This is a genomic window from Mycobacterium shinjukuense, assembly GCF_010730055.1.
Classification (GTDB): Bacteria; Actinomycetota; Actinomycetes; order Mycobacteriales; family Mycobacteriaceae; genus Mycobacterium; species Mycobacterium shinjukuense.
In genome coordinates this window covers 623,588-643,911 of sequence record NZ_AP022575.1, presented here as the reverse complement: position 1 = coordinate 643,911, position 20,324 = coordinate 623,588, and the positions used below count along the sequence as shown (strand labels likewise).

General features: G+C 65.7%; 19 protein-coding genes and 4 pseudogenes. 12 read left to right on the top strand and 11 right to left on the bottom strand.

All coding sequences use genetic code 11. The features are described from left to right. Window positions 1-290 precede the first annotated feature (290 nt). Window positions 291-1,013, bottom strand: coding sequence for a DUF1906 domain-containing protein (locus G6N20_RS02930; RefSeq protein ID WP_083051560.1), 723 nt, complete (start codon window positions 1,011-1,013; stop codon window positions 291-293). A gap of 133 nt (window positions 1,014-1,146) precedes the next feature. Further along, a complete protein-coding gene (locus G6N20_RS02925) occupies window positions 1,147-1,572 on the bottom strand; it encodes a nuclear transport factor 2 family protein (protein ID WP_083051563.1) in 426 nt (141 codons plus the stop codon). Window positions 1,573-1,824: 252 nt separating this feature from the next. Here G6N20_RS02925 and G6N20_RS02920 point away from each other — a divergent pair, with 252 nt between their 5' ends. From G6N20_RS02920 to G6N20_RS02905, 4 genes are all read left to right on the top strand, one after another. After that, window positions 1,825-2,433: a TetR/AcrR family transcriptional regulator gene (locus tag G6N20_RS02920; RefSeq protein WP_142272184.1), complete on the top strand. Its 609-nt coding sequence runs from the start codon at window positions 1,825-1,827 to the stop codon at window positions 2,431-2,433. 179 nt (window positions 2,434-2,612) lie between these two features. Next, the gene (locus G6N20_RS02915; protein ID WP_197745492.1) at window positions 2,613-3,059 is read left to right on the top strand and encodes an MmpS family transport accessory protein; all 447 of its coding nucleotides are present in this window, start codon (window positions 2,613-2,615) and stop codon (window positions 3,057-3,059) included. Next, complete coding sequence (locus G6N20_RS02910; protein ID WP_083051572.1) at window positions 3,056-5,935, top strand: MMPL/RND family transporter; 2,880 nt, start codon at window positions 3,056-3,058, stop codon at window positions 5,933-5,935. Before G6N20_RS02915 ends, G6N20_RS02910 begins: the two co-directional genes overlap by 4 nt. Window positions 5,936-6,359: 424 nt before the next feature. After that, window positions 6,360-6,587, top strand: a complete 228-nt coding sequence (locus G6N20_RS02905) for a ribbon-helix-helix domain-containing protein (protein WP_232065422.1) — start codon at window positions 6,360-6,362, stop codon at window positions 6,585-6,587. 354 nt (window positions 6,588-6,941) lie between these two features. On the opposite strand, the pseudogene G6N20_RS02900 reads toward G6N20_RS02905, so the two are convergent. Beyond that, window positions 6,942-7,217, bottom strand: a pseudogene (locus tag G6N20_RS02900) (type ISP restriction/modification enzyme); the annotation flags it as partial. 382 nt (window positions 7,218-7,599) lie between these two features. Here G6N20_RS02900 and G6N20_RS02895 point away from each other — a divergent pair. Beyond that, the gene (locus tag G6N20_RS02895) at window positions 7,600-8,436 is read left to right on the top strand and encodes an IS30 family transposase (RefSeq protein WP_232065421.1); all 837 of its coding nucleotides are present in this window, start codon (window positions 7,600-7,602) and stop codon (window positions 8,434-8,436) included. A gap of 27 nt (window positions 8,437-8,463) precedes the next feature. On the opposite strand, the gene G6N20_RS02890 is transcribed toward G6N20_RS02895, so the two are convergent. The 3 genes from G6N20_RS02890 to G6N20_RS02880 form a co-directional block, all read right to left on the bottom strand. After that, window positions 8,464-9,720 (bottom strand): HNH endonuclease signature motif containing protein, encoded by a 1,257-nt coding sequence (locus tag G6N20_RS02890; RefSeq protein WP_163662793.1) that lies wholly within the window; start codon window positions 9,718-9,720, stop codon window positions 8,464-8,466. Window positions 9,721-10,066: 346 nt separating this feature from the next. Further along, complete coding sequence (locus G6N20_RS02885; RefSeq protein ID WP_083050670.1) at window positions 10,067-10,303, bottom strand: hypothetical protein; 237 nt, start codon at window positions 10,301-10,303, stop codon at window positions 10,067-10,069. After that, a complete protein-coding gene (locus tag G6N20_RS02880; protein WP_083050667.1) occupies window positions 10,296-11,090 on the bottom strand; it encodes a hypothetical protein in 795 nt (264 codons plus the stop codon). The genes G6N20_RS02885 and G6N20_RS02880 overlap by 8 nt, the downstream gene beginning before the upstream one ends. A gap of 123 nt (window positions 11,091-11,213) precedes the next feature. Between G6N20_RS02880 and G6N20_RS02875 the strand changes: the two genes are divergently transcribed. Both G6N20_RS02875 and G6N20_RS02870 read left to right on the top strand, forming a co-directional pair. Further along, window positions 11,214-11,570, top strand: a complete 357-nt coding sequence (locus tag G6N20_RS02875) for a type II toxin-antitoxin system prevent-host-death family antitoxin (protein ID WP_083050664.1) — start codon at window positions 11,214-11,216, stop codon at window positions 11,568-11,570. Window positions 11,571-11,633: 63 nt separating this feature from the next. Continuing rightward, entirely contained in the window at window positions 11,634-12,197 is a 564-nt protein-coding gene (locus tag G6N20_RS02870) for a zeta toxin family protein (protein ID WP_232065419.1), read from the top strand. A gap of 309 nt (window positions 12,198-12,506) precedes the next feature. On the opposite strand, the gene G6N20_RS20970 is transcribed toward G6N20_RS02870, so the two are convergent. Further along, window positions 12,507-12,773, bottom strand: a complete 267-nt coding sequence (locus tag G6N20_RS20970; protein ID WP_232065418.1) for a hypothetical protein — start codon at window positions 12,771-12,773, stop codon at window positions 12,507-12,509. 205 nt (window positions 12,774-12,978) lie between these two features. Continuing rightward, a pseudogene (locus tag G6N20_RS22095) lies at window positions 12,979-13,536 on the bottom strand (SNF2-related protein); the annotation flags it as partial. A 14-nt stretch (window positions 13,537-13,550) separates the two neighbouring features. Between G6N20_RS22095 and G6N20_RS02860 the strand changes: the two are divergent. The 5 genes and pseudogenes from G6N20_RS02860 to G6N20_RS20615 all read left to right on the top strand — a co-directional run. Next, entirely contained in the window at window positions 13,551-13,937 is a 387-nt protein-coding gene (locus G6N20_RS02860) for an anti-sigma factor antagonist (protein WP_083050688.1), read from the top strand. Window positions 13,938-14,073: 136 nt separating this feature from the next. Then, window positions 14,074-16,038 (top strand): SpoIIE family protein phosphatase, encoded by a 1,965-nt coding sequence (locus G6N20_RS02855; protein WP_083050656.1) that lies wholly within the window; start codon window positions 14,074-14,076, stop codon window positions 16,036-16,038. A gap of 401 nt (window positions 16,039-16,439) precedes the next feature. Further along, a complete protein-coding gene (locus G6N20_RS02850; RefSeq protein ID WP_083050653.1) occupies window positions 16,440-17,225 on the top strand; it encodes a hypothetical protein in 786 nt (261 codons plus the stop codon). Then, on the top strand, window positions 17,222-17,890 hold the full coding sequence (locus G6N20_RS02845) for a hypothetical protein (protein ID WP_142272141.1): 669 nt from the start codon (window positions 17,222-17,224) through the stop codon (window positions 17,888-17,890). Before G6N20_RS02850 ends, G6N20_RS02845 begins: the two co-directional genes overlap by 4 nt. 169 nt (window positions 17,891-18,059) lie before the next feature. Beyond that, window positions 18,060-18,164: pseudogene (locus tag G6N20_RS20615) on the top strand (PE domain-containing protein); the annotation flags it as partial. A gap of 81 nt (window positions 18,165-18,245) precedes the next feature. Here G6N20_RS20615 and G6N20_RS22090 read toward each other — a convergent pair. The 3 genes and pseudogenes from G6N20_RS22090 to G6N20_RS02830 form a co-directional block, all read right to left on the bottom strand. Next, window positions 18,246-18,393, bottom strand: a pseudogene (locus G6N20_RS22090) (cytochrome P450); the annotation flags it as partial. Window positions 18,394-18,484: 91 nt separating this feature from the next. Continuing rightward, window positions 18,485-19,507, bottom strand: coding sequence for an LLM class F420-dependent oxidoreductase (locus tag G6N20_RS02835; RefSeq protein ID WP_083050648.1), 1,023 nt, complete (start codon window positions 19,505-19,507; stop codon window positions 18,485-18,487). Between the two features lie 440 nt (window positions 19,508-19,947). After that, window positions 19,948-20,313 (bottom strand): hypothetical protein, encoded by a 366-nt coding sequence (locus G6N20_RS02830; protein WP_083050645.1) that lies wholly within the window; start codon window positions 20,311-20,313, stop codon window positions 19,948-19,950. Between the last annotated feature and the right edge of the window lie 11 nt (window positions 20,314-20,324).

Sequence of the window (20,324 nt, the reverse complement as noted above, 5' to 3'; positions counted from 1 at the left end):
TTTTTTACGTCGATCGGTTACTGGCGAGTTCTACGGTCGGGTAACCGTGTCGTGGATAACACCGGCTTGAACGGCGGACGCGGGTGTGGTGGACAAACGTCCTGCGTGTTGGCGGTTACGCTGGAGTAGCAACAACAGCGCTGATCAAGGCAGTATTGTTACCAAATCGTTATACCAAAATTTTGGCCTGCCGCGAGAACGTGAGCCGCAATCGCCGACGACGCCGGGGCCGCGCGTCGAGCGGACGAGGGTTTGCTGGATGGCGCGCCACAGCGCTGGGCAGCGGAACCTTAGGCCCACTGCCCGAATTGGGGCTTGAGGATTTCGTTGATGTCCACCCCGACCCCACCGACCTTGCGTTTGTCGATCTCCACCTGGTGCAGATTCGCGGCCGGATGGGTGTACCCCTTGGGCGATCCCCAGTTGTGCTGCCAGAAATAAGACCCCAAGCCGTCGTTCACCGCCCAGTCGATCGTCTTCGAGTTGGCGTATACGCCGGTCCGCTGGTGGCCGAGCACCGCCTCCCAGGACCGCAGATACGGCACGATCTGGTTCTTGTACTGGTCATATGTCGGGTTGTCGTCGATCGAGGCGTAGATGGGGGCGCTGGCCGGACCGCCGGCCGCGGCATGCAGCTCCAATCCCCGCTTGGCATGCTGCACGCCGGAGTCGGCACCGCCCAGCCAGTCGGCGGTGCTGCCCTTGCCGTACTGATAGCAGGAAACGATCTTGAGCCCGTTGGCATGTAGGTCACGCGCCTCGCTGAGCTGGATCGGCTTGCCGAGCATCCAGGCGCCGCCCGGCCGCCGATCGGATACGTAGCGGATCGCGCCCACGGCGCCGGCCGCCCTGATCTGGCCGGCCGGGATGACTCCGGCGGCATAGTCCAGCAGGGTGCCCAGCGAACCCGCCGATACCGGTGCGGCACGCCATGAGGCGGCCGCGACGCCAGCACCGAGCAGGCCCGGAGTCGCCGCCGCCAGTTTGAGCACGTCACGCCGCGAGACCGACACATGCCACAGAGTACGACAAAAACACCAAATGACACACTGGCATCAGCAGTCACAGATGTATCACGTCGCGGCAACGACCTGCCCCGTTTCGACGAGCCACCCGGTCACCGTTGCCGTGGCATGTCGGCGCCGGTCACATGACGAGCGGGTGACGGCCGGGCACCGAATCCCATTCGAGAGCGCGGGAAGTGAAGTACCAGCCGCCGCGCTCGTAGATCAGCCGATCCTGGAATGTCCCGGTGGCGCGCACCGTGGTGTCGCCACGTATGGCGGCACAAAGCAGCACGACACAGCGCTGGGTGGCGTTGGTGCCGTCGACGTGGACCTCGTGGTCGAGGCTGACCAAACGCTGCCCATCGCCGCCGTCGAAGGCCGAACGCACGTCGGTGAACGTCTCACCGCCGCGGCTGTAGCTGGCGCCGGAATCACGGAAGGTGGCCACCCAGGCGTCACGGTCACCATCGGAGTAGGCCCGATTGTGGCGAGCGGTCAGGTCCAGGATGGCTGCGCGGGCGGTTGCGGCGTGCAGCATGTGTCGTTCCTGCCGGGTCATGGTCATGGTCCGGTCATCCTTTCCCCTCCAGTCGCCCCCGCAACCGGGGAAACATTAGCTCACCGGCTCACCAGGTATCCGCGGCTTTCACGACCCCCGCGGCTGCCGGCGGTCAGATCACGACGTCATCGGCACCGAATTCGCCACGGTACCGATCGGAATTTGGCTGCACCCATGGGCTGCGCCACCCGTGTCGAGGTGGCCGAACAGCGGCATTCTTGTCGGTACGGTACTGGCCGGTACTAGCGGATCGGTTCTATCGTTGGCGCTGTGACCCAGATTGCCAATCGCGCCGGGCAGTCCTCACCGTGGTCGCCACGCGAGGCGGAGTTGCTCGACGTCACGTTACGGTTGCTGCAGCAACATGGGTATGACGGGTTGACGGTGGACGCGGTCGCCACGACCGCCAAGGCCAGCAAGGCCACGGTGTACCGGCGCTGGCCGTCGAAAGCCGAACTGGTGTTGGCCGCGTTCATCGAGGGCATTCGCCAGGTCGCGGTGCCGCCCGAAACCGGCTCACTCCGCGGCGATTTGCTGCGCCTGGGGGAGCTGGTATGCGCCCAGGCCCGCCAGCATGCCAGCACCATGCGCGCGGTGCTTGTCGAGGTGTCCCGCAACCCCGCGCTCGACGACGTCATGCAGCACCAGTTCGTCGAACAACGGAAAGCCGTGATCCAGCACATCCTGCGGCAGGCCGTTGACCGCGGTGAGATCGCCGACGGCGCGATCAGCGATGAACTGTGGGATCTGCTGCCCGGCTACCTGCTTTTCCGGTCCGTGATGGCCAACCGGCCCCCAACCGAGCACACGGTGCGTGCCCTCGTCGACGACGTCCTCATTCCCAGCCTCAGCCGACCGATCGGCTAGGGCGGCCTCGGTCACCGAGTCACCGACCGGGCGGCTGAGCAGGAGCGCACGGCAACGCCAATGTGTACCCACGTCGTCTGTTGTGCTGTCCGGTCCGGTACCGTACTGTCGTAGCTGTCAATTTCGAAGCGCATGACCGGTGCCCGCGAACGCGTCACCGGTTATCGAAAGGCTAACGGGTGAAAGGGATTTCAATTGCCCGCCTGGCCAGGCGGTGGTGGATGCTGGTGGTCGCGGTGGTCGTCGTCGCCGCCGCGGGGTTCGGCGTCTATCGGCTGCATGGAATCTTCGGCTCGCACAGCACCGCTTCGGCCAGCGGCGCCATCGCGAATGAGATCGTCCCGTTCAACCCCAAACAGGTGGTTCTGGAAGTCTTTGGCGCTCCGGGCAGCGTGGCAACGATCAACTACCTGGACATCAAGGCCCAGCCGCAGCAAGTGCTCGACGCCACCCTGCCCTGGTCGCTGACGATGACGACGACGCTGCCCGGGGTCTTCGCCAACCTCGTGGCACAAGGCAACGGCGATTTCATCGGCTGCCGCATCACCATCAATGGAGTTGTCAAAGACGAAAGGTCGGTCAACGAAGTGAATGCCTACACCTTCTGCCTGGACAAGTCCGGATGAGCAACCATCAGCCCTCGCGACTTTCCTGGCCGGGGACCATCCGCCGGCTTTCGGTGCCGATCGTGCTGTTCTGGGTGGGCCTTGCGGCCATCACGAATGGTGCGGTCCCGCAGTTGGAAGAGGTCGGGAAGGCGCACAACGTGGCGCAGAGCCCCAAGGATGCGCCGTCGCTGCAGGCGATGAAACGCATGGGCCAGGTCTTCCACGAGTTCGATTCCGACAGTGTGGCGATGATCGTGCTGGAAGGCGAGAAGCCCCTGGGCGCCGATGCCCACCGGTTTTACGACGCACTGATCCAGCGGCTCGCGCAGGACACCAAGCATGTCGAGCACGTACAGGACTTCTGGGGGGATCCGCTGACGGCGGCGGGCGCACAAAGCAACGACGGCAAAGCCGCGTATGTTCAGGTGTATCTCGCCGGTAATCAAGGCGAGGCCCGATCGATCGAGTCCGTCAACGCTGTCCGCGACATCGTGTCACATCTGCCCGCACCGCCCGGTATCAAGGCCTATGTCACCGGCGCGGCGCCGCTGATGACCGATCAGTTCGAGGTGGGCAGCAAAGGTACGGCGAAGGTCACCGCGCTCACGGTCCTGGTGATCGCGATCATGCTGTTGTTCGTCTACCGCTCGTTCGTCACGATGATCTTGGTGCTGCTCACGGTCATGGTTGAATTGGCCGCGGCGCGTGGGGTCGTCGCCTTTCTCGGAAACTCCGGGATCATCGGACTGTCGACGTACTCGACCAATCTGCTGACATTGCTGGTCATCGCCGCTGGCACGGATTACGCGATATTTTTCCTGGGCCGTTATCACGAGGGGCGATTGGCCGCCCAGGATCGGGCCACCTCGTTTGACAACATGTATCACGGGACCGCGCACGTCGTGCTGGGCTCGGGGCTGACCGTGGCCGGCGCGGTGTATTGCCTGAGCTTCACCCGACTACCTTATTTCCAAAGCCTGGGCATTCCCGCCGCCATAGGAATCCTCATCGCGCTGGTCGCCGCGCTGACCCTGGCCCCGGCCGTGCTCGCCGTGGGCAGCCATTTCGGCCTTTGCGAACCGAAGCGCAAGATGAGGACCCGGGGATGGCGGCGGATCGGTACGGCGATCGTCCGCTGGCCCGGGCCCATTCTTGCGGTGACCTGCGCGGTGGCCATTGTCGGTCTGGCCGCCCTGCCCGGATACAAGACGAGCTACGACGCGCGGCACTACATGCCCGGCACCGCGCCGGCCAACGTTGGATACGCCGCAGCCGAGCGGCATTTCTCCCAGGCCCGGCTCAATCCCGAGCTGCTGATGATCGAGACCGATCACGACATGCGCAACCCGGCCGACATGCTGATCTTGGACCGGGTGGCCAAAGGTGTCTTCCACCTTCGGGGTATCGCCCTGGTGCAAGCCATGACCAGACCCTTGGGAACCCCGATCGACCACAGCACAATACCGTTCCAGATCAGCATGCAAAGCGTCGGCCAGACCCAAAACCTGAAATTCCAGCAAGACCGTGCGCACGACTTGCTGAAGCAGGCCGAGGAGATCAGGAAAACGATTCACATCTTGCGGCAGCAGTACGCCCTTCAGCAGGAGCTCGCCGCCGCCACGCACGACCAGGCCCAAAGCTTTCACGACACGTTGGTTTTGATGAACGATCTGCGGGACAAGATCGCGAACTTCGACGACTTCTTCAGGCCGATTCGCAGTTATTTCTATTGGGAGAAGCACTGCTACGACATCCCGATCTGCTTTGCGCTCAGGTCCATCTATGACGCCACCGACGGCATCGACCAGCTCAGCGAACAGTTCCAGAACCTGACGGCATCGCTGGACAAACTGGATGCGACCCAGCCGCAACTGGTGGCGCTGATAACGGCTCAGATCGCCAGCCAGGAGGCCAATCTGGAATTGGTGTTGTCCAACTATGCCACCAACTCCGGGATCACCGCCCAGCAGCAGGCATTGACCGACAACGCGACCGCCATGGGTCAGGCCTTTGATGCCGCCAAGAACGACGATTCGTTTTATCTGCCGCCGGAGGCTTTCAACAACCCCGACTTCAAGCGGGGCCTGAAAATGTTTCTCTCGCCGGACGGCAAGGCCGCTCGCATGATCATCTCCCATGAAGGCGATCCGGCGACGCCCGAAGGCATCTCGCATGTGGACGCCATCAAGGTCGCGGCACATGAGGCGGTGAAGGGCACCCCGCTGGCGGGCGCCAACATCTATCTCGCCGGCACCGCCGCGACGTTCAAGGACATTCAGGACGGCGCAAAGTACGACCTGATGATCGCGGCGATCGCCGCGCTGAGCCTGATCTTGCTGATCATGATGATCATCACGCGAAGTCTGGTCGCCGCACTCGTCATCGTGGGCACGGTGGCGCTGTCGTTGGGCGCCTCCTTTGGGCTCTCCGTGCTGGTCTGGCAGGACATTCTGGGTATCCAGCTGTATTGGATCGTGCTGGCGCTGGCCGTCATCCTGCTGCTGGCGGTGGGATCGGACTACAACCTGCTGCTGATCTCGCGGTTCAAGGAGGAAGTCGGCGCCGGATTAAACACCGGGATCATCCGCGCGATGGCCGGCTCCGGCTCCGTGGTGACCTCGGCCGGCCTGGTGTTCGCCGCCACCATGTCCTCCTTTGTGTTCAGCGATTTGCGTGTTCTGGGTCAGATCGGCACCACCATCGGCCTGGGTCTGCTGTTTGACACGCTGATCGTGCGCTCGTTCATGACGCCGTCCATCGCCGCGCTGCTGGGACGGTGGTTCTGGTGGCCGCAATCGGTGCGGCCCCGCCCCGCCAGCAGGATGCTGCGGCCCTACGGTCCACGCCGAGTGGTTCGTCAACTGCTGCTCAGGGAATCGGAGCGCGCTGGGTGACTCTCGAATTGCACTCACACTCTTGCTAATTCGTTGCACCAGCGAGTTCGGTCCCAGGGCCGGGCGGTCCGCGCAGGTGATGGCGCGATCGCGGTCATCATCAGCGATCGCGCCTCGACGATCTCCTCCCGGCTACCCGAATATATGTATGTTCGAGTGGTATTCGGGGTTGGCCGGCGCGCGCCACCTCGTGCACAGGGATAATCCGATGGTGCGCAAGTGAATTCAGTGACTGCAGAAAGCGCGGATTGGGGCCTGACGACTCGGTGCCACTGGGCGTCCAGCAACATGGCAGCCGGCATCGCCAAGCCCCACCGAGCTCCACACAATCGGCCTTCCGCTGACCATTCAGCCCGGCTGCTGCTCGGCTGTCGCGGGTGAGCTCCGGGGCGTTTTGGTGGATGCCCCGGATATGCTGGCATACATGCGCCGCACCACGGTCAAGATCTCCGACGCTCTCGATGCGCGTCTGCGGCATGAGGCCCGGCGCCGGAATCTGACCATTTCGGAGATCACCCGGGAAGCTCTCGAGGCTTATCTCGGTCAATCCACTGGGCGCCGTCGCCTTCAGGCCGCGGGCGCTGGCAGCGGTGGCCGTACCGACATCTCCGAGCGCATCGAGGAGATCCTTGCCGGCGAGGTCGGGCGATAGCCGCCATTCTCGTCGACGCTGGCCCCCGCTATGCCTATGTGGACGCCGATGACGTCCACCATGCGTCGTCGCTGACACTGCTCGAAACGCATCCCGGCCAGCTGATCGTCCCGACGCTCGTCTCACCGAGGTGGTCTACCTGCTGGGCACTCGCCTCGGTGGCGAACCAGAGGTGCGATTCCTCGGCGACCTCGCTGACGGCGCGTTCAGTGTCGAGCCTGTAGCCGCCGACGACTGGTTGCGCATCGCTGAGCTCGTCGCACGGTATCGAAACCTACCGCTGGGCAGCGTCGACGCCTCCATGGTGGCCGCGGCGGAGCGCTTGGGAGATCCCAACTTTCGACCGCCGCCACTTCAGCGTCGTGCATCCCAACCATGTCGGGGCGTCCACGGTGATTCCTTGATGGCCTGCTGGCGCGAACAGCCGGCGAGGCTGTCAACGATCTTTATGGTCTCGACGCTGACGGTGGTGACCTTCTTGATGAGATCGACAATGTAGGTGGGATCGTCGCGCTCGTCGCAGCAGTCGTTGGGATCGCTGACGATTCCGGACGCTTTGTCGCTGGTGACGCGGTCGCGGTCGACGATCCAGCCCAGCGCCGAGCGTGAACCGAGCAGATAGCGCTCGGCCCCCTTGGTGCGCATCGTCAGCGCGAATCTTGAGGGGGGCGTGCGGAGGTCGTCGGGTAGCGGGTCGGCGGCGGTGCGGGTTTGGTTGTCGCCCCTGATTTTTCAGGATGCGGCATCAGCGGGTAGTACGAACCAAATTCTTGATGTCCCAACCTGTTTGAGCATCAACACGGTGCTGGTAGTTGTCGACGGCGTGAAAACTGGCCTCCTGACGGCACTCGGGTTCAACAGTTCGTCGCAACACTGCTGGTAGAAGAACGGATGTGTTGATGACGAGCCGAGTGCGCAAGGGCCGCTTGAGTGTGGAGTCGCAGTATTGGGAGTTGATCCTCGCCGCCGTCGGTCCGGTCGCCTGCTGATCGACGCGGAGTTACGGGCGGTAGTGGCCGGCAAGCTCGAGAAGGGCGGGAGCCCGGAGCAGATCAGCTCCTGGCTGCGCAGGACCTACCCGCAACGGCCGGGCTGGCATGTCACCCACGAGACGATCTACCGTGGCCTCTACAACGCCGAAAAGTCCGGCCTGGCACGAACATTGACAAACAAGCTACGCACTGCGCGGCCGATGCGGAAACGCCGCCGCCGCCCCGACACCCGCGAGGTGCGGTACGTGATCCCTGCCAAGCCGATCGACCAGCGACCACCGATTGTCGAGTTGCGGCAGCGTATCGGCGACGGGGAAGGCGACACGATCGTCGGCCGCCACACCCGCTCGGCGATCGGCACCATCGTGGAACGCCGCAGCCGACTCGTGCGCCTGGTACACCTCCCGGCCGGGCATACCGGCGAGGCGTTCGCCGCCGCGGCCACTCACCTGCTCACCTCGATCCCGGACGCTGCACGGCTGACGCTCACCTGGGACCAGGGCGCGCAGATGGCGCGCCACGATCTGCTGGCCGAGTTGTTCGCCGAGGGGATTTACTTCGCCCCGCCGGCGTCGCCGTGGCTGCGCACGGCTGCGCGGAACCAACGAGAACGCCAACGGTCTGCTCCGCCAGTGTTTCCCCAAGGGCAGCGACCCGTCCGTGCATGGCCCCGACGAGGTGCGCCGCGTCGAGCAACTGCTCAACACCCGCCCGCGGAAGATCCTCGGCTGGCGCACCCCGGCCGAGGTCTTCGAATCCGAACTGGCACCATGAAATTCGTCCTGTGTTGCGACGACCGCGCGAATCCGCGGTTGAACCCGAGTGCCGCGCCGGGGTCAGTTTTCGGGTGCCGTTGACAGTAGTGACCGGCCCCGGTGACCTGCCTAGTTGTTTGTCGGGGGTGGTTGCGGCTGGAATGGTTCATACCACCACCAGTCGGCGCGCTCGCCGGTGGGTCCGGGGCAGGGCGCTACGGCGGGCGGGGGTTTCTTCGGTGGGCGGGCTAGCGATCCTGCGCTCAGTGGCCGGCCCACGCTGTCGGTGATGGTGAGGTTGGGTGCGGGTCCGGTGATGGTGATGATGCCTCGATGGTGCAGCCGGTGGTGATAGGGGCAGACCAGCACCAGGTTGGCCAGCTCGGTGGCCCCACCGTCTTCCCAGTGCCGGATGTGATGGGCGTGCAGGCCCCGGGTGGCGCCGCAGCCTGGAACCGCGCACGTGGGGTGGCGGTGCTCTAGCGCACGGCGAAGCCGGCGGTTGATCTGGCGGGTCGCTCGGCCGGAGCCGATGACCTCACCGTCACGTTCGAACCAGACCTCATAGGTGGCATCACACATCAGGTACCGGCGTTCAGACTCCGATAGCAGCGGACCCAGGTGCAGCGCAGCGGCGCGCTCCTGCACGTCCAGATGCATCACCACGGTGGTGTGCTGGCCGTGCGGCCGGCGGGCCACCTCGGCGTCCCACCCCGCCTCGACCAGGCGCATAAACGCCTCGACATTGCCCGGCAACGGGGGCCGTTGATCTGACGGGCGGTCGCGATTGTCGTGATCGTGGCGCCACTCGGCGATCAGCGCATCAAGATGAGACCGCAGTGCCGCGTCGAACTTCGCCGCGTCCAGGTGGGGAAGTTTGATCCGCCAGCAACTGAACTCCTCATCGGTGCTCTTGGTGATCGAGGGCTGCGGTTGCGGCCGAGAATCGGGTGCGGGTTCGGGTCGCGGTTCCAGCTTGAGCGCGGTGCGCAGCTGGCTGACCGTGGCGACCCCGGCCAGCTCCGCATAATGCTCATCGGATCCCTCGCCCGCCCGCGCCGCGATGACGCCGACCTGATCCAGCGACAACCGGCCCTCCCGCATGCCCTGGGCGCAGCGCGGAAACTCCCGCAGCCGACGCGCCACGGCGGCGATCGTGTGAGCGTTCCCCGACGACGAGCCCATCTTCCAAGCCACCAACGCCGCCACCGACCGCGCCCCCGTAGCACCCCACAGCTCGTCGCGATCCAGCTCGGCCACGATCTCCACGATGCGCCCATCAATCGCGTTGCGCTGACCGGCCAACTCCGCCAACTCCTCGAACAACACCTCCAGGCGCTGGGCAGGGCTCACTGCCGTAGCACCGGGCGATGCGGTCAAGGACATGACCTCATCATCGCAGCCCGGTCTGACAAGTCTGGGCAGCCGATCCGCGCCGGGACAATGCCGTCATCACCCGCGAAGAATCCCTGTGTGCCAGGGTTAGCTGAGACGGCGGCTGTAGCCGCTCATCGCTACGGGGCGAGACAGGATCACCATTCCATGTGACCATGACGATCGCATCTTTGGACAATCGCGCCGATACTGGCGTGGTGGGCCCATTAAGCGGGAACTACGCCGCGAATGTCGAGAACACCAACAAACGTCGGCAGCTGGCACCATTACCCGGTTACCGGATCTGGCTGCCGCACGCCGACCGTCCCCGACAAACTCGCGGAAGCTCAAACAGGATCTACCGCGCGCCGTTTCCGACGTTCAGCTCGTCACCCGCGAAGTACCGCGAATGGGTTTGCTTCAGGGTGTCCAGTGACGTACTAACGAGCGCAACGACTTCGACGTTCCGGTCGGTGCGCTCGGCTTCCAGCTTCAGCCGGTGCTCCATCGCCGCACGCGGGGTGGCGAACTCGGTGATGCGACGCGCGTGGGTGCGCCGGTCGTACTCGACGACATAACCGGCCACGTCACCCACCTTCGATTTCTGACTCGGCCTGATCGATGGCCCCTTCCAGCCTCGACTTGATCGTGGCCAGCACCGTCGCCCGCTGACCGGGATCTTCGATCTCAGCGCACTGCTGCCACTCGGCCTCATGCATCGCCAGTTTCGCCGACGCGTCTTGCATAACCCGTACCGGCTCCGGAAGCTGCGCCGGGCCAACGCCAGAAGTTGCCAACCGCTCGATCGGTTCGCCATAGAGGATGCCGCGGCCGTACGCGTCAGCGAGACGCTCGTAGCAGTTGGCCCACAAGCTCTGCAAGATGGTCCGAATCTGTATCTCGACACGACCCGCAGGCAACCGAAGCCAGACATGGACGGCCCGGTAACCGGCGTGCGGGTGATCACGCAGATCATGAATCGCCGACTCGTCGGCACCGAAGTGATTGGCGACCTCACGGGCAAGTCTCGTCTGCTCGCCCAACAGTAAGTCGGCATCGATGCGGACACCGGCGAGGTCTTGGATGGTGTTCAGTTGCAGGTTGGGCTGGCGCCGCAACTTTGCTACCAGGGTGTCTTGGGTCTTGGCTCGCGAGGTGACCAGTAGCTCCGACGCAATCGACCAGCTCCCGCCCTCAACCTGGGCCTGCACCTCGGCGGCCAAGTCTGCATGCCACACCATCACCTCGGCGTATGACGGACGGTCGATCGGCGGATCGACTCCGTCGCGCAGTGCCGCGCCGAGACGACGCACCGCGTTGTTCGACCACGGTGGTCGCGAAGCCAGATCCACAATTTCCGAGCCTACGAGTGCTACCCCCACCGGATCGAGTCGGAGGCGCTCCCTCAGGTCGGCGCCGGCGGCTCATGACCCCGATTACCCCAGGCCAAAAATAGCCGAATTAGTCAATATAGCAATTCTAGCTGCTCTGGCTATACTGGCGGTGTGCCCACGCTGACCTACCGCAACCGGGATGGGGAGCTCGTTGACGTGCCGACCGTGGCCGCCACGCGCGTCAAGAACCAGTTCGGCGCGGTCCTCGAACAGGCCACCGCCGACGGCGCCGTCGCCATCACCAAGCACAACACGCCGAAGGCGGTGCTGTTGTCCTACGCCGAGTTCCAAGCGCTCACCCGCGCGGCTACCCCCGCGCTGGACGAGTTGACCGAGGAGTTCGACCGGCTGCTGGAACAGCTGCAGACGCCAAAGTCCAAGGCCGCGATGGCCTCCGCCTTCGACGCCAGCCCACAACGGCTGGGACTGGCCGCGGTGAGGGCGGCCCGCGCGAACCGGCGGCGCTGACTGAGCCGGCTGTACGTCCTTGCCGGCGTCAACGGCGCGGGCAAGAGCAGCATCGGCGGCGCCATGTTCCGCGCGGCCGGCGCCGACTACTACAACCCCGACGAGGCCGCGCGGAGATTGATCGCGGCGAATCCGAGGCTGGATCAGACCTTGGCGAACGCGGCGGCGTGGCGTCAGGGCAAGCGGCTGCTGGAACGGGCGATCGACGAAGGCCTGGACTTCGCGTTCGAAACCACGCTCGGCGGAAGCACCATGACCCGGCTGATTTCCGAGGCGGCATCAGACGGCATCGAGGTGCGGATCTGGTATGTCGGCTTGGCCAGCCTGGAAGCCCACATCGAACGCGTGCGGCGCCGGGTCGACTCGGGTGGCCATGACATTCCCGAAGCCGACATCCGGCGTCGGTGGCGGCACAGCAGATTGAATTTGGTGCGGCTGCTGCCGGTGCTGACCGAGCTGCGCGTGTACGACAACTCGCACGACGCCGACCCGATCGAAGGCAAGGCGCCGCGGCCCGGGCTGGTGCTGCATGTTGTCCGGGGAGAGGTCGTGGGTCCGCGGGATCTATCGTCGACGCCCGGGTGGGCCAAGCCGATCGTCGCCGCGGCGCTTGAGCTCCACGGTTGATGACGGCCTACCCGTCGGGATCGGCGCGACCGTGGCTCTGCGGGTAGTCGTGGGTGGGCGTTGCCTCGCTGGTCCCGGGCATGTCAGGGTTGGTGATCTGCCCTTCGAGCGACAACCATGGCGGTCGCTCGAAGGCGGGCACTTTGTACATCGGTCAGCGCCGGGTACTCGTGGGGCAGATGAGGAATCTGCGCCGCTTGTACGCGACAGGCCAATCCCCCAGCCCCCAACGAGCTTTCGATCGCGACCACTTGCTCTTATCGGCCTCCGGCCTCCACGTCATCGGCCGCACGGCCCGAAACTGCATGACTACCACCACATGTCCGGGCCGAGCCGGAGGCGCCTCTGCAGGTCGACCTCGGCGGCGCGCACCGCGGCTTCCTGCACGCGATAGGCGGCAGCGATGTCTGGGCCTGTTGTCAGGTTGGCTTGGTGGCAGACCATTCGTTCGATTCCGGCCGCCACCGCCGCGGGGCCATGCGAATCGAGCAAGGCGTCTTCGTCGGGGAGCCGCCATAGCGCGGCGAGGCAGCGCAGAACGGCGGGCAGGCCAAACGGGGAACCACGCGCCGCCACAGCAGTTCGCCGACGGGTCCGAGCGGGACGTGGGGTTGCGACGGCGCGTGCATGGCCGCCAGGCCGGGTCCATGGGCCCATCGGCGCAGGTGCGCCGGCTCGAACGGCCGGTCGTAGGGCAAGATTTCGTCGATGTGTCCGGTGCCCCCGGCGCCTGCCACCGAAGCAGGAACGGGAAGCGACGCAGCTCCTCGAGGTTGCGCGGTCTCGAATCAACCAACCCGGCACCATGTTTGGCGCGGAACTGGTCAGGTGTGCCCAACAGCCCGGGTGCGACGAGGCTGACCAGCTGGTATAGGTCCGACAGCCTGTTCTCCACCGGCGTTGCGGTCAGCACCAACAGATACCGGGCGCGCAGGCTGCGGGCGAGCTTGCCCGACGCGCTTCGGGGGTTGCGAAGCCGGTGCGCCTCATCGAAGATCACCAGGTCCCAGTTGGTGCCGGTGAGCCTGCCCAGCAGCGGATCGCGGCGAGCGGCGGCGAGCGACGCGATGATGATCGGCCGGTCCACGCCAAGAGCGCGGGCGGGTGTCGATGCACCAACCCGGCCTCGATCGACTTGCCACGCCGCCGTATGACAAATGAGGTGGATGCGATTCTCACCGACGCGCCGCTCGGGTGCGAAGGGCCCTACGCTTCGGACCCGCGACCCACCGGCGCCGTTTTGCCGCTGCCAATAGACGGAACCGGCCGGACTTGCTATACAAAAGGCAACAGCTTGTCGACGGGCGGGGGACCATGAACCGGGGTCCAGCGGAATCATTCACCGCTCGGGTGATGTTGAGCACCCGGCTGACGGCCGAGCTGGGTGAACCACGCAGCACGCTTCGGGCCATCACCCAGCGCAACGGCTCGGCGGTGGTCATCCGCGCCGGCGGTGAGCTCGACGCATCCAACGTGCGCACCTGGCACCATCTGGTGACCGAGGCGGCCGCGGTCGCCACCGCTCCGGGCCCCTTCGTCGTCGACTTGACCGCCGTTGATTTCATCGGCTGCTGCGCGTTCGCCGTCCTCGCCGAGGAAGCGCAGCGATGCCGCCGGCGCGGCATCGAACTGCGCCTGGTGAGCCTCGAGCCTGGCCTCACCCGCATCGTCGACGCGTGTGGGCTGGGCGGCCAACTACCCGTCTACCCGACCACGGAGTGCGCGCTCTCGGCGGCGTAGCCCACGCCTCGTCGCGCTACCGCGCGATTTTGGTGCGCTCGGCCGGTTCCGCACGTTGATAACCTGGATGTTGTCGCTGGGCGCAGGTGTCAGCACACGACCCGTTTGCTAATCGGTCCGTAGGAGGGACGGCCACATGGCGGCCGAAATGGACTGGGACAAAACGGTCGGCACTGCTGAAGACGTGCGACGGATCTTCGAGAACATCCCCGCCAAGCTGGTTGGCCTGCAAGGCCCCGAGCATCGCTTCGTCGCGGTCAACGCGGCCTTTCGCGCCTTCAGTCCGGTGACCAACACCGTGGGCAAGACCGCTCGCGAGGTATATCCCGAACTGGAAAGTCAACGGATCTACCAGATGTTCGATCGGGTATACCAAACCGGCGAGCCGCAATCCGGGACCGAGTGGCGGCTGCAAGCCGACTATGACGGTTCCGGAGTCGAGGAACGATTCTTCGACTTCGTGGTTACCCCCCGACACCGAGCGGACGGATCGATCGAGGGAGTTCAACTCGTCTTCGACGACGTCACCGATCGGGTGCGGGCACGGCTGGCCGCCGAGGCGCGCATGCAGGAACTCTCCGAGCGGTACCGCCACGTCCGGGATTCGGCCACCGTGATGCAGCAGGCCTTACTGGCCCCGTCGGTGCCTATCGTTCCCGGCGCCGATATCGCCGCGGAATACCTCGTCGCCGCGCAGGACACCGCGGCCGGCGGCGACTGGTTCGACGCGCTGGCCCTCGGCGACCGGCTCGTGCTGATCGTCGGTGACGTCGTCGGCCATGGTGTCGAGGCCGCGGCGGTCATGTCGCAATTGCGCACCGCGCTGCGGATGCAGATCTCGGCCGGGCACACGATCGTCGACGCGCTCGAGGCGGTGGATCGCTTCCACGAACAGGTGCCCGGATCAAAATCGGCCACCATGTGTGTCGGCTCGCTCGAATTCACCACGGGCGAATTCCAGTACTGCACCGCCGGGCATCCGCCACCGCTGCTGGTGACGGCCGACGCCAGCTCGCGGTATCTGGAACCATCCGGCGCGGGTCCGCTGGGCAGCGGGGCCGGGTTTCCTGTGCGCACCGAGCTGCTCGACGTGGGCGACGCGGTCTTGCTGTACACCGACGGCCTGATCGAGCGCCCGGGCCGGCCGTTGGAAGCCAGCACCGCGGAATTCGCCGACCTGGCGGCCAGCATCGCGGCCGGCGCTGGCGGCTTTGTCCTCGATGCCCCGGCCCGGCCCATCGACCGGCTGTGCTCGGAAACGCTCGAATTGCTGCTGCGATCCACCGGCTACAACGACGACGTCACCCTGCTTGCGGCACAACGCCGGACGCCGCCACCGCCGCTGCACGTGACGGCGGATGCGACGATCCATGCCGGGCGCACAGTTCGGGCGCGCCTGCGTGACTGGCTTTCGGAGATTGGCGCCGATTCCACCGATGTCTCCGATGTCGTGCACGCGATGTCCGAATTCGTGGAGAACGCGGTCGAACACGGTTACACCACAGAGGTTTCCGATGGCATCGTGGTCGAGGCGGAGCTGGGCGGCGACGGCAACCTGCGGGCATCGGTGGTTGACCGGGGCACGTGGAAGGATTACCGCGAGGGCGACCAAGGCCGGGGTCGCGGGCTGGCGATGGCCGAGGCCCTGGTCTCCGAGTCACACGTCACCCATGACGCCGGCGGGACGACCGCCACACTCACCCACCGCCTGTCGCGACCCGCCCGGTTTGTCACCGACACCGCGGTCAGCCGGGCGACATACCACCGCAGCGTCGACACCGAATTCGTCTGTCTAGTCGCCGACACCGGCCGCATCGTCGTCCGCGGCGACGTCGACTCGAACGCCGCGCCCACCCTGGATCGCCAGATCGCCGTCGAAAGCCGTTCCGGCGTAGCGTCTGTGACGATCGACCTGAGCGCCGTCACTCACCTGGGATCGGCGGGCGTCAGCGCACTGGCCGCCGCCCGCGACCGGGCACGCAAGCAGGGCGGGGACTGCGTGCTGGTGGCGCCGCCCGGCAGCCCGGCGCACCACGTGTTGTCCCTGGTCCAGATGCCGGTGTTCAGCGGCGATATCGAGAATGTCTTCGTCGAAGACTAATCCGGGCTCAGGACCTTGATCACCGCGCCGAACACCTCGATGAGAACCTTCGCCTGACGGGTGTCGACGTGTTTGGCGAACCGGCGCTGCATGCCGCCGGCCAACTCCTGCAGAACGAGCGGGCCCGAACACTCGAGCGCGCGGCCGTCGGGCGCCGCCGGGCCGGGTCGACGGACACACCCGTGGCAAGCGACTCGCGGACATGGCGCAGCGTTGCCTCTGTGTGCAGAAATGCTGGGGCGGTGGAGGTGAAGAGTATCTTTTCGGGAGAGTCGACAGCGGTCATGATGGGCGACGATCGGTCGCCCACACGTGGAGTTCGCCGACGACTCTGATGGTCGCAACCAGCAATACAGTAGGAGATGACGGAGTTCAGTCGATGATGACGAGTTGTAACCACGATGGCTGAGACCAACGAACCGCCGACGGAATCGGTGAAATCGCGGGCCGACGCGATGGCGTTGGCCGAGCAAGCCGAAGCAGAAGCCGCCGAAGCCGAAGCGCTCGCCGCCGCGGCGCGGGCTCGAGCACGGGCCGCGCGGCTGCGGCACGTCGCGCTGATGGCCGGCGACGACGCCGAGGACGCCGGCGAGGGAGCCTTCGTTGAAGGCGAGGAGTACGAGGAGTACGAAGAAGCCGAGGAAACCGAGGCCACTCCGCAGTCGCGCTCGTGGCGGGGCCAGATTCGGCGGTGGGCGCGGATCCCGCGGCCATCCACGATCGCCAAAGCGGTCGCGATCCTCATCGTCTGCGGCTTCGCCATGGCCAGCGGAATCATGATGTGGCTGCACCATCAAGCCACTCAGCGCGAGCAGCGCGCCGCGGCGTTCGTGGCCGGGGCCAGGCAAGGCGTCATCAACATGACTTCCCTGGATTTCAACAAAGCCAAGGAAGACGTCCAGCGGGTTATCGATAGTTCCACCGGTGAATTCCGGGCTGACTTCCAGCAGCGCGCAGCCGATTTCACCAAGGTGGTCGAGCAGTCCAAGGTGGTCACCGAGGGAACGGTGAACGCCGCCGCCGTCGAGTCCATGAGCGGGAATACCGCCCTGGTTCTGGTCTCAGCGACATCACGTGTCACCAATTCCTCAGGGGCCAAAGACGAACCGCGGCCGTGGCGATTGCGGGTGACCGTGACCGAAGAGGGCGGGCAATACAAGATGTCGAAAGTTGAGTTCGTACCGTGACCGATGATGTACGCGACGTCGACTCCACCGAAGCCTTGGCAGACGCCGCAGACCCCGAGATCGACGCGGAAACAGGCGAACTCGACGATTCGGTGGACGAGGACGCCGATGCGGCCATCTCAGACGACGAATCCCCCGCCGGGACCCGTCGCTGGCGCCGTGACCTGTGGCGCGTGCAGGTCACCTTGAAACCTGTTCCGGTGATCCTGTTCCTGCTCGTGGTCCTCTCCGCCGCCGCGGCGACATGGTTGTACTTCAAGCAGTTCCGACCCGACCAGCAGACCGACTCCAGCGCCGCGCGTGCCGCGGTCACCGCGGCATCGGAAGGGACCGTCGCGCTGCTGTCGTACGCTCCGGACACCCTCGACAAGGACTTCGCCACCGCGAGGTCGCACCTGGGAGGGGACTTTCTGTCCTACTACGACCAGTTCACGCGGCAGATCGTGGCTCCGGCAGCCAAGCAGAAATCGCTGAGAACCACCGCGCAGGTGATGGGTGCCGCGGTCTCGGAGCTGCACCCGGATTCGGCGGTCGTGCTGGTCTTCGTCGACCAGAGCACCACCAGCAAAGACAACCCGGATCCGTCGATGGCGGCCAGCAGTGTGCTGGTGACCTTGGCCCGGGTTGACGGCACGTGGCTGATCACCAAGTTCACCCCGGTTTAGGGTTGGCCAGGCTGTTACCGTGCGGCCTAACCCGCCGCGAGTTCGGGCGGCTCGCCGCCGAGCCGGGCGTCGGGGCGTGAGTGGAACGCTGGCAGGATGTGGCCGGCCCTTAACAGCGTCGCCCTCCGAGCCGGCCGAGCCGGTCACCCGCCCTCCGACGAGAATTCAGATGTCCTTTGTGATGGCGAGGCCGGAGACGGTGGCCACGGCGGCAACGGATTTGGCGATCATCGGTTCGACGATCAACGCGGCCAACCTGGCTGCGGCGTTTCCGACGACCGGCATATCGGCGGCAGGCGCCGATGAGGTGTCGGCCAGCATCGCGGCATGCGTCAAAGGTTCCCCGCCGTTCGGCTCACGCGAACCGGCAGGTCGAGGCTATGAATTCCGGATCACCGCTCAGTCCAACGGATTTCAATCGGGCCAGCAGTTCGGTGAAGATGTTGTTGACGTCCATGCCCACAGAGGCGCACGCCGTAGCCGAAGCCCGGATGCGTGTTGGGGCTCGCGCAACCGTGTCGATCTCCGCCGTCGTCGCTGCCCACCAACTCCTGAGTCGGCATGACCACGCAGAACGGGTGCCATCGCCATCGCTCATCGGCGAAACTCCCTCAGCGCAGCGCCCTTGCAGTCCTGCGAGGCTTTCAAGAAGATCGGCAGCACGCGATCCGCCATGCCCGCACAGCGACGCGCTAGCGCGGCGCCGACCTGATCGACCGGGCCGACCACCGCGAACGCGGCGAGCATCTCGTCGTCGACGAGCGATCCCATGGCGTCCCACTCGCCTTGTTTGGACAGGCGGTGCAATTCGCTGTGGAGATCGCCCCAGCCATGCAGTTCAAGCACCTTGCGGTATGCCGGGGTGGAGCCGTAGAACGCGATCTGCTCGCGGGTGGCGGCGATGGCGGCTTCCAGCTCGGCGTCATTCTCACCGGTGGCCACCATCACCTCGCAGGACACCTCGAAATCGGCGCGATCACGCCCGCGCCGCGCCATGCCGCGCAGCAGCGCCGGCATGGTCACCTCGGTGAGGTACCGCTGGGAGACCATCGGGTGACCGAGGTGGCCGTCGGCGACCTCGCCGCACATCTCGGTCATCGTTTCACCGACGGCGGCCAGAAAGACCTTCGGCGCGGGATAGGGTTGCGGCTCGGGCGTGAACATCGGGGTCATGATCTTGTGGGTGTAGAACTCGCCCTCGAAACGCAGCTTGCTGCCGTCTCGCCAGGCCGACCAGATCGCATTCAGCGCGGCGACGAATTCGCGCATGCGAGCCACCGGGTGACTCCAGGGCATGCTGAACCGCTTCTCGATATGGGGCTGGATCTGGGTGCCCAAGCCAAGGATGAACCGGCCCTTCGAGTGGGCCTGCAGATCCCAGCCCAGGTTGGCGACGATCATCGGATTGCGCGCGAACGCCACGGCGATGTTGGTGCCGAGGTCGATGCGCGACGTGTGCTCGGCGGCCAGCAGCAGCGGCATGAACGGGTCATGACTGGTTTCAGCGGTCCAGCCGCCGTCGTACCCCTGTTGTTCCAGGGCCCTGGCGCCCTCGGCGGCACGCGCGAGTTGATTCGGAATGCCCCCGTCGATCTTGAGGCGGGCGGCGCTACCCACGTGGGCGAATTTACCGCAATCGATCCAGTGTGGACCGCAGACGCGTGCGCCGCCCCGGTTGCGAGCGCGCGTGTCGGTACGGCGACAGGCCGCATAACGCGGCATTAAACGGACCCTCGCGCCCAGGCGACAACCCCGCGATGTAGCAGCGACCCCGAGGCGGGCGCTCGAGGTGTCCGATTTGATCACCGGTGACCTGACCCCCATCCTGGACGCACAGCGCTCAGATCGGTGATCTGCCCCGACACTTCCGCCATGGTGAAACTGGTTGCCGCAGAGCCAGAGTCAGGCGCGGCGGGCCAAGCCCAGGACTCCCATTCGGCCGACATTGCCGACGTGACGCCTCAAGGGGTCGGTCGCCAAGCGGGGCCGGGTGCTGAGCGCCTTCCAGGCGCCGACGGCAGGGCGCGGCGGCGCGGCCGCACAACGGCGAGCCCGCCCTATGAAACCCGTATCCAGACCTTGCAGTTCATCGTCTGGAAGGCGGCTACCGTCGGTGGGATCACCACCGACATCGGGCCCATCGAGGTATTGGTGTCGACGATGTCGCCGGGGCTCGCCGCGGGCGTGCGGTATGTCGTCCACGAGCAGGTTGACAGTTCGGACACCCTGCCGAACACCAGGATGAGGGGATTCGACGGCCCCTCGGTGCGGTAGGTGCCTGGCAGGATGTCCGTTCCCACCAGAAAGAGCCCGTCCCCGGGAATCTGGTCGCCCGGTTCGGCGCGGGCCGGCGATGCGAACGCGGTCGCGGCCACACAGGCAACGACCGCGGCCGATGCGCGAAATACCAACAGCGGGGACATCGTTCTGCTCG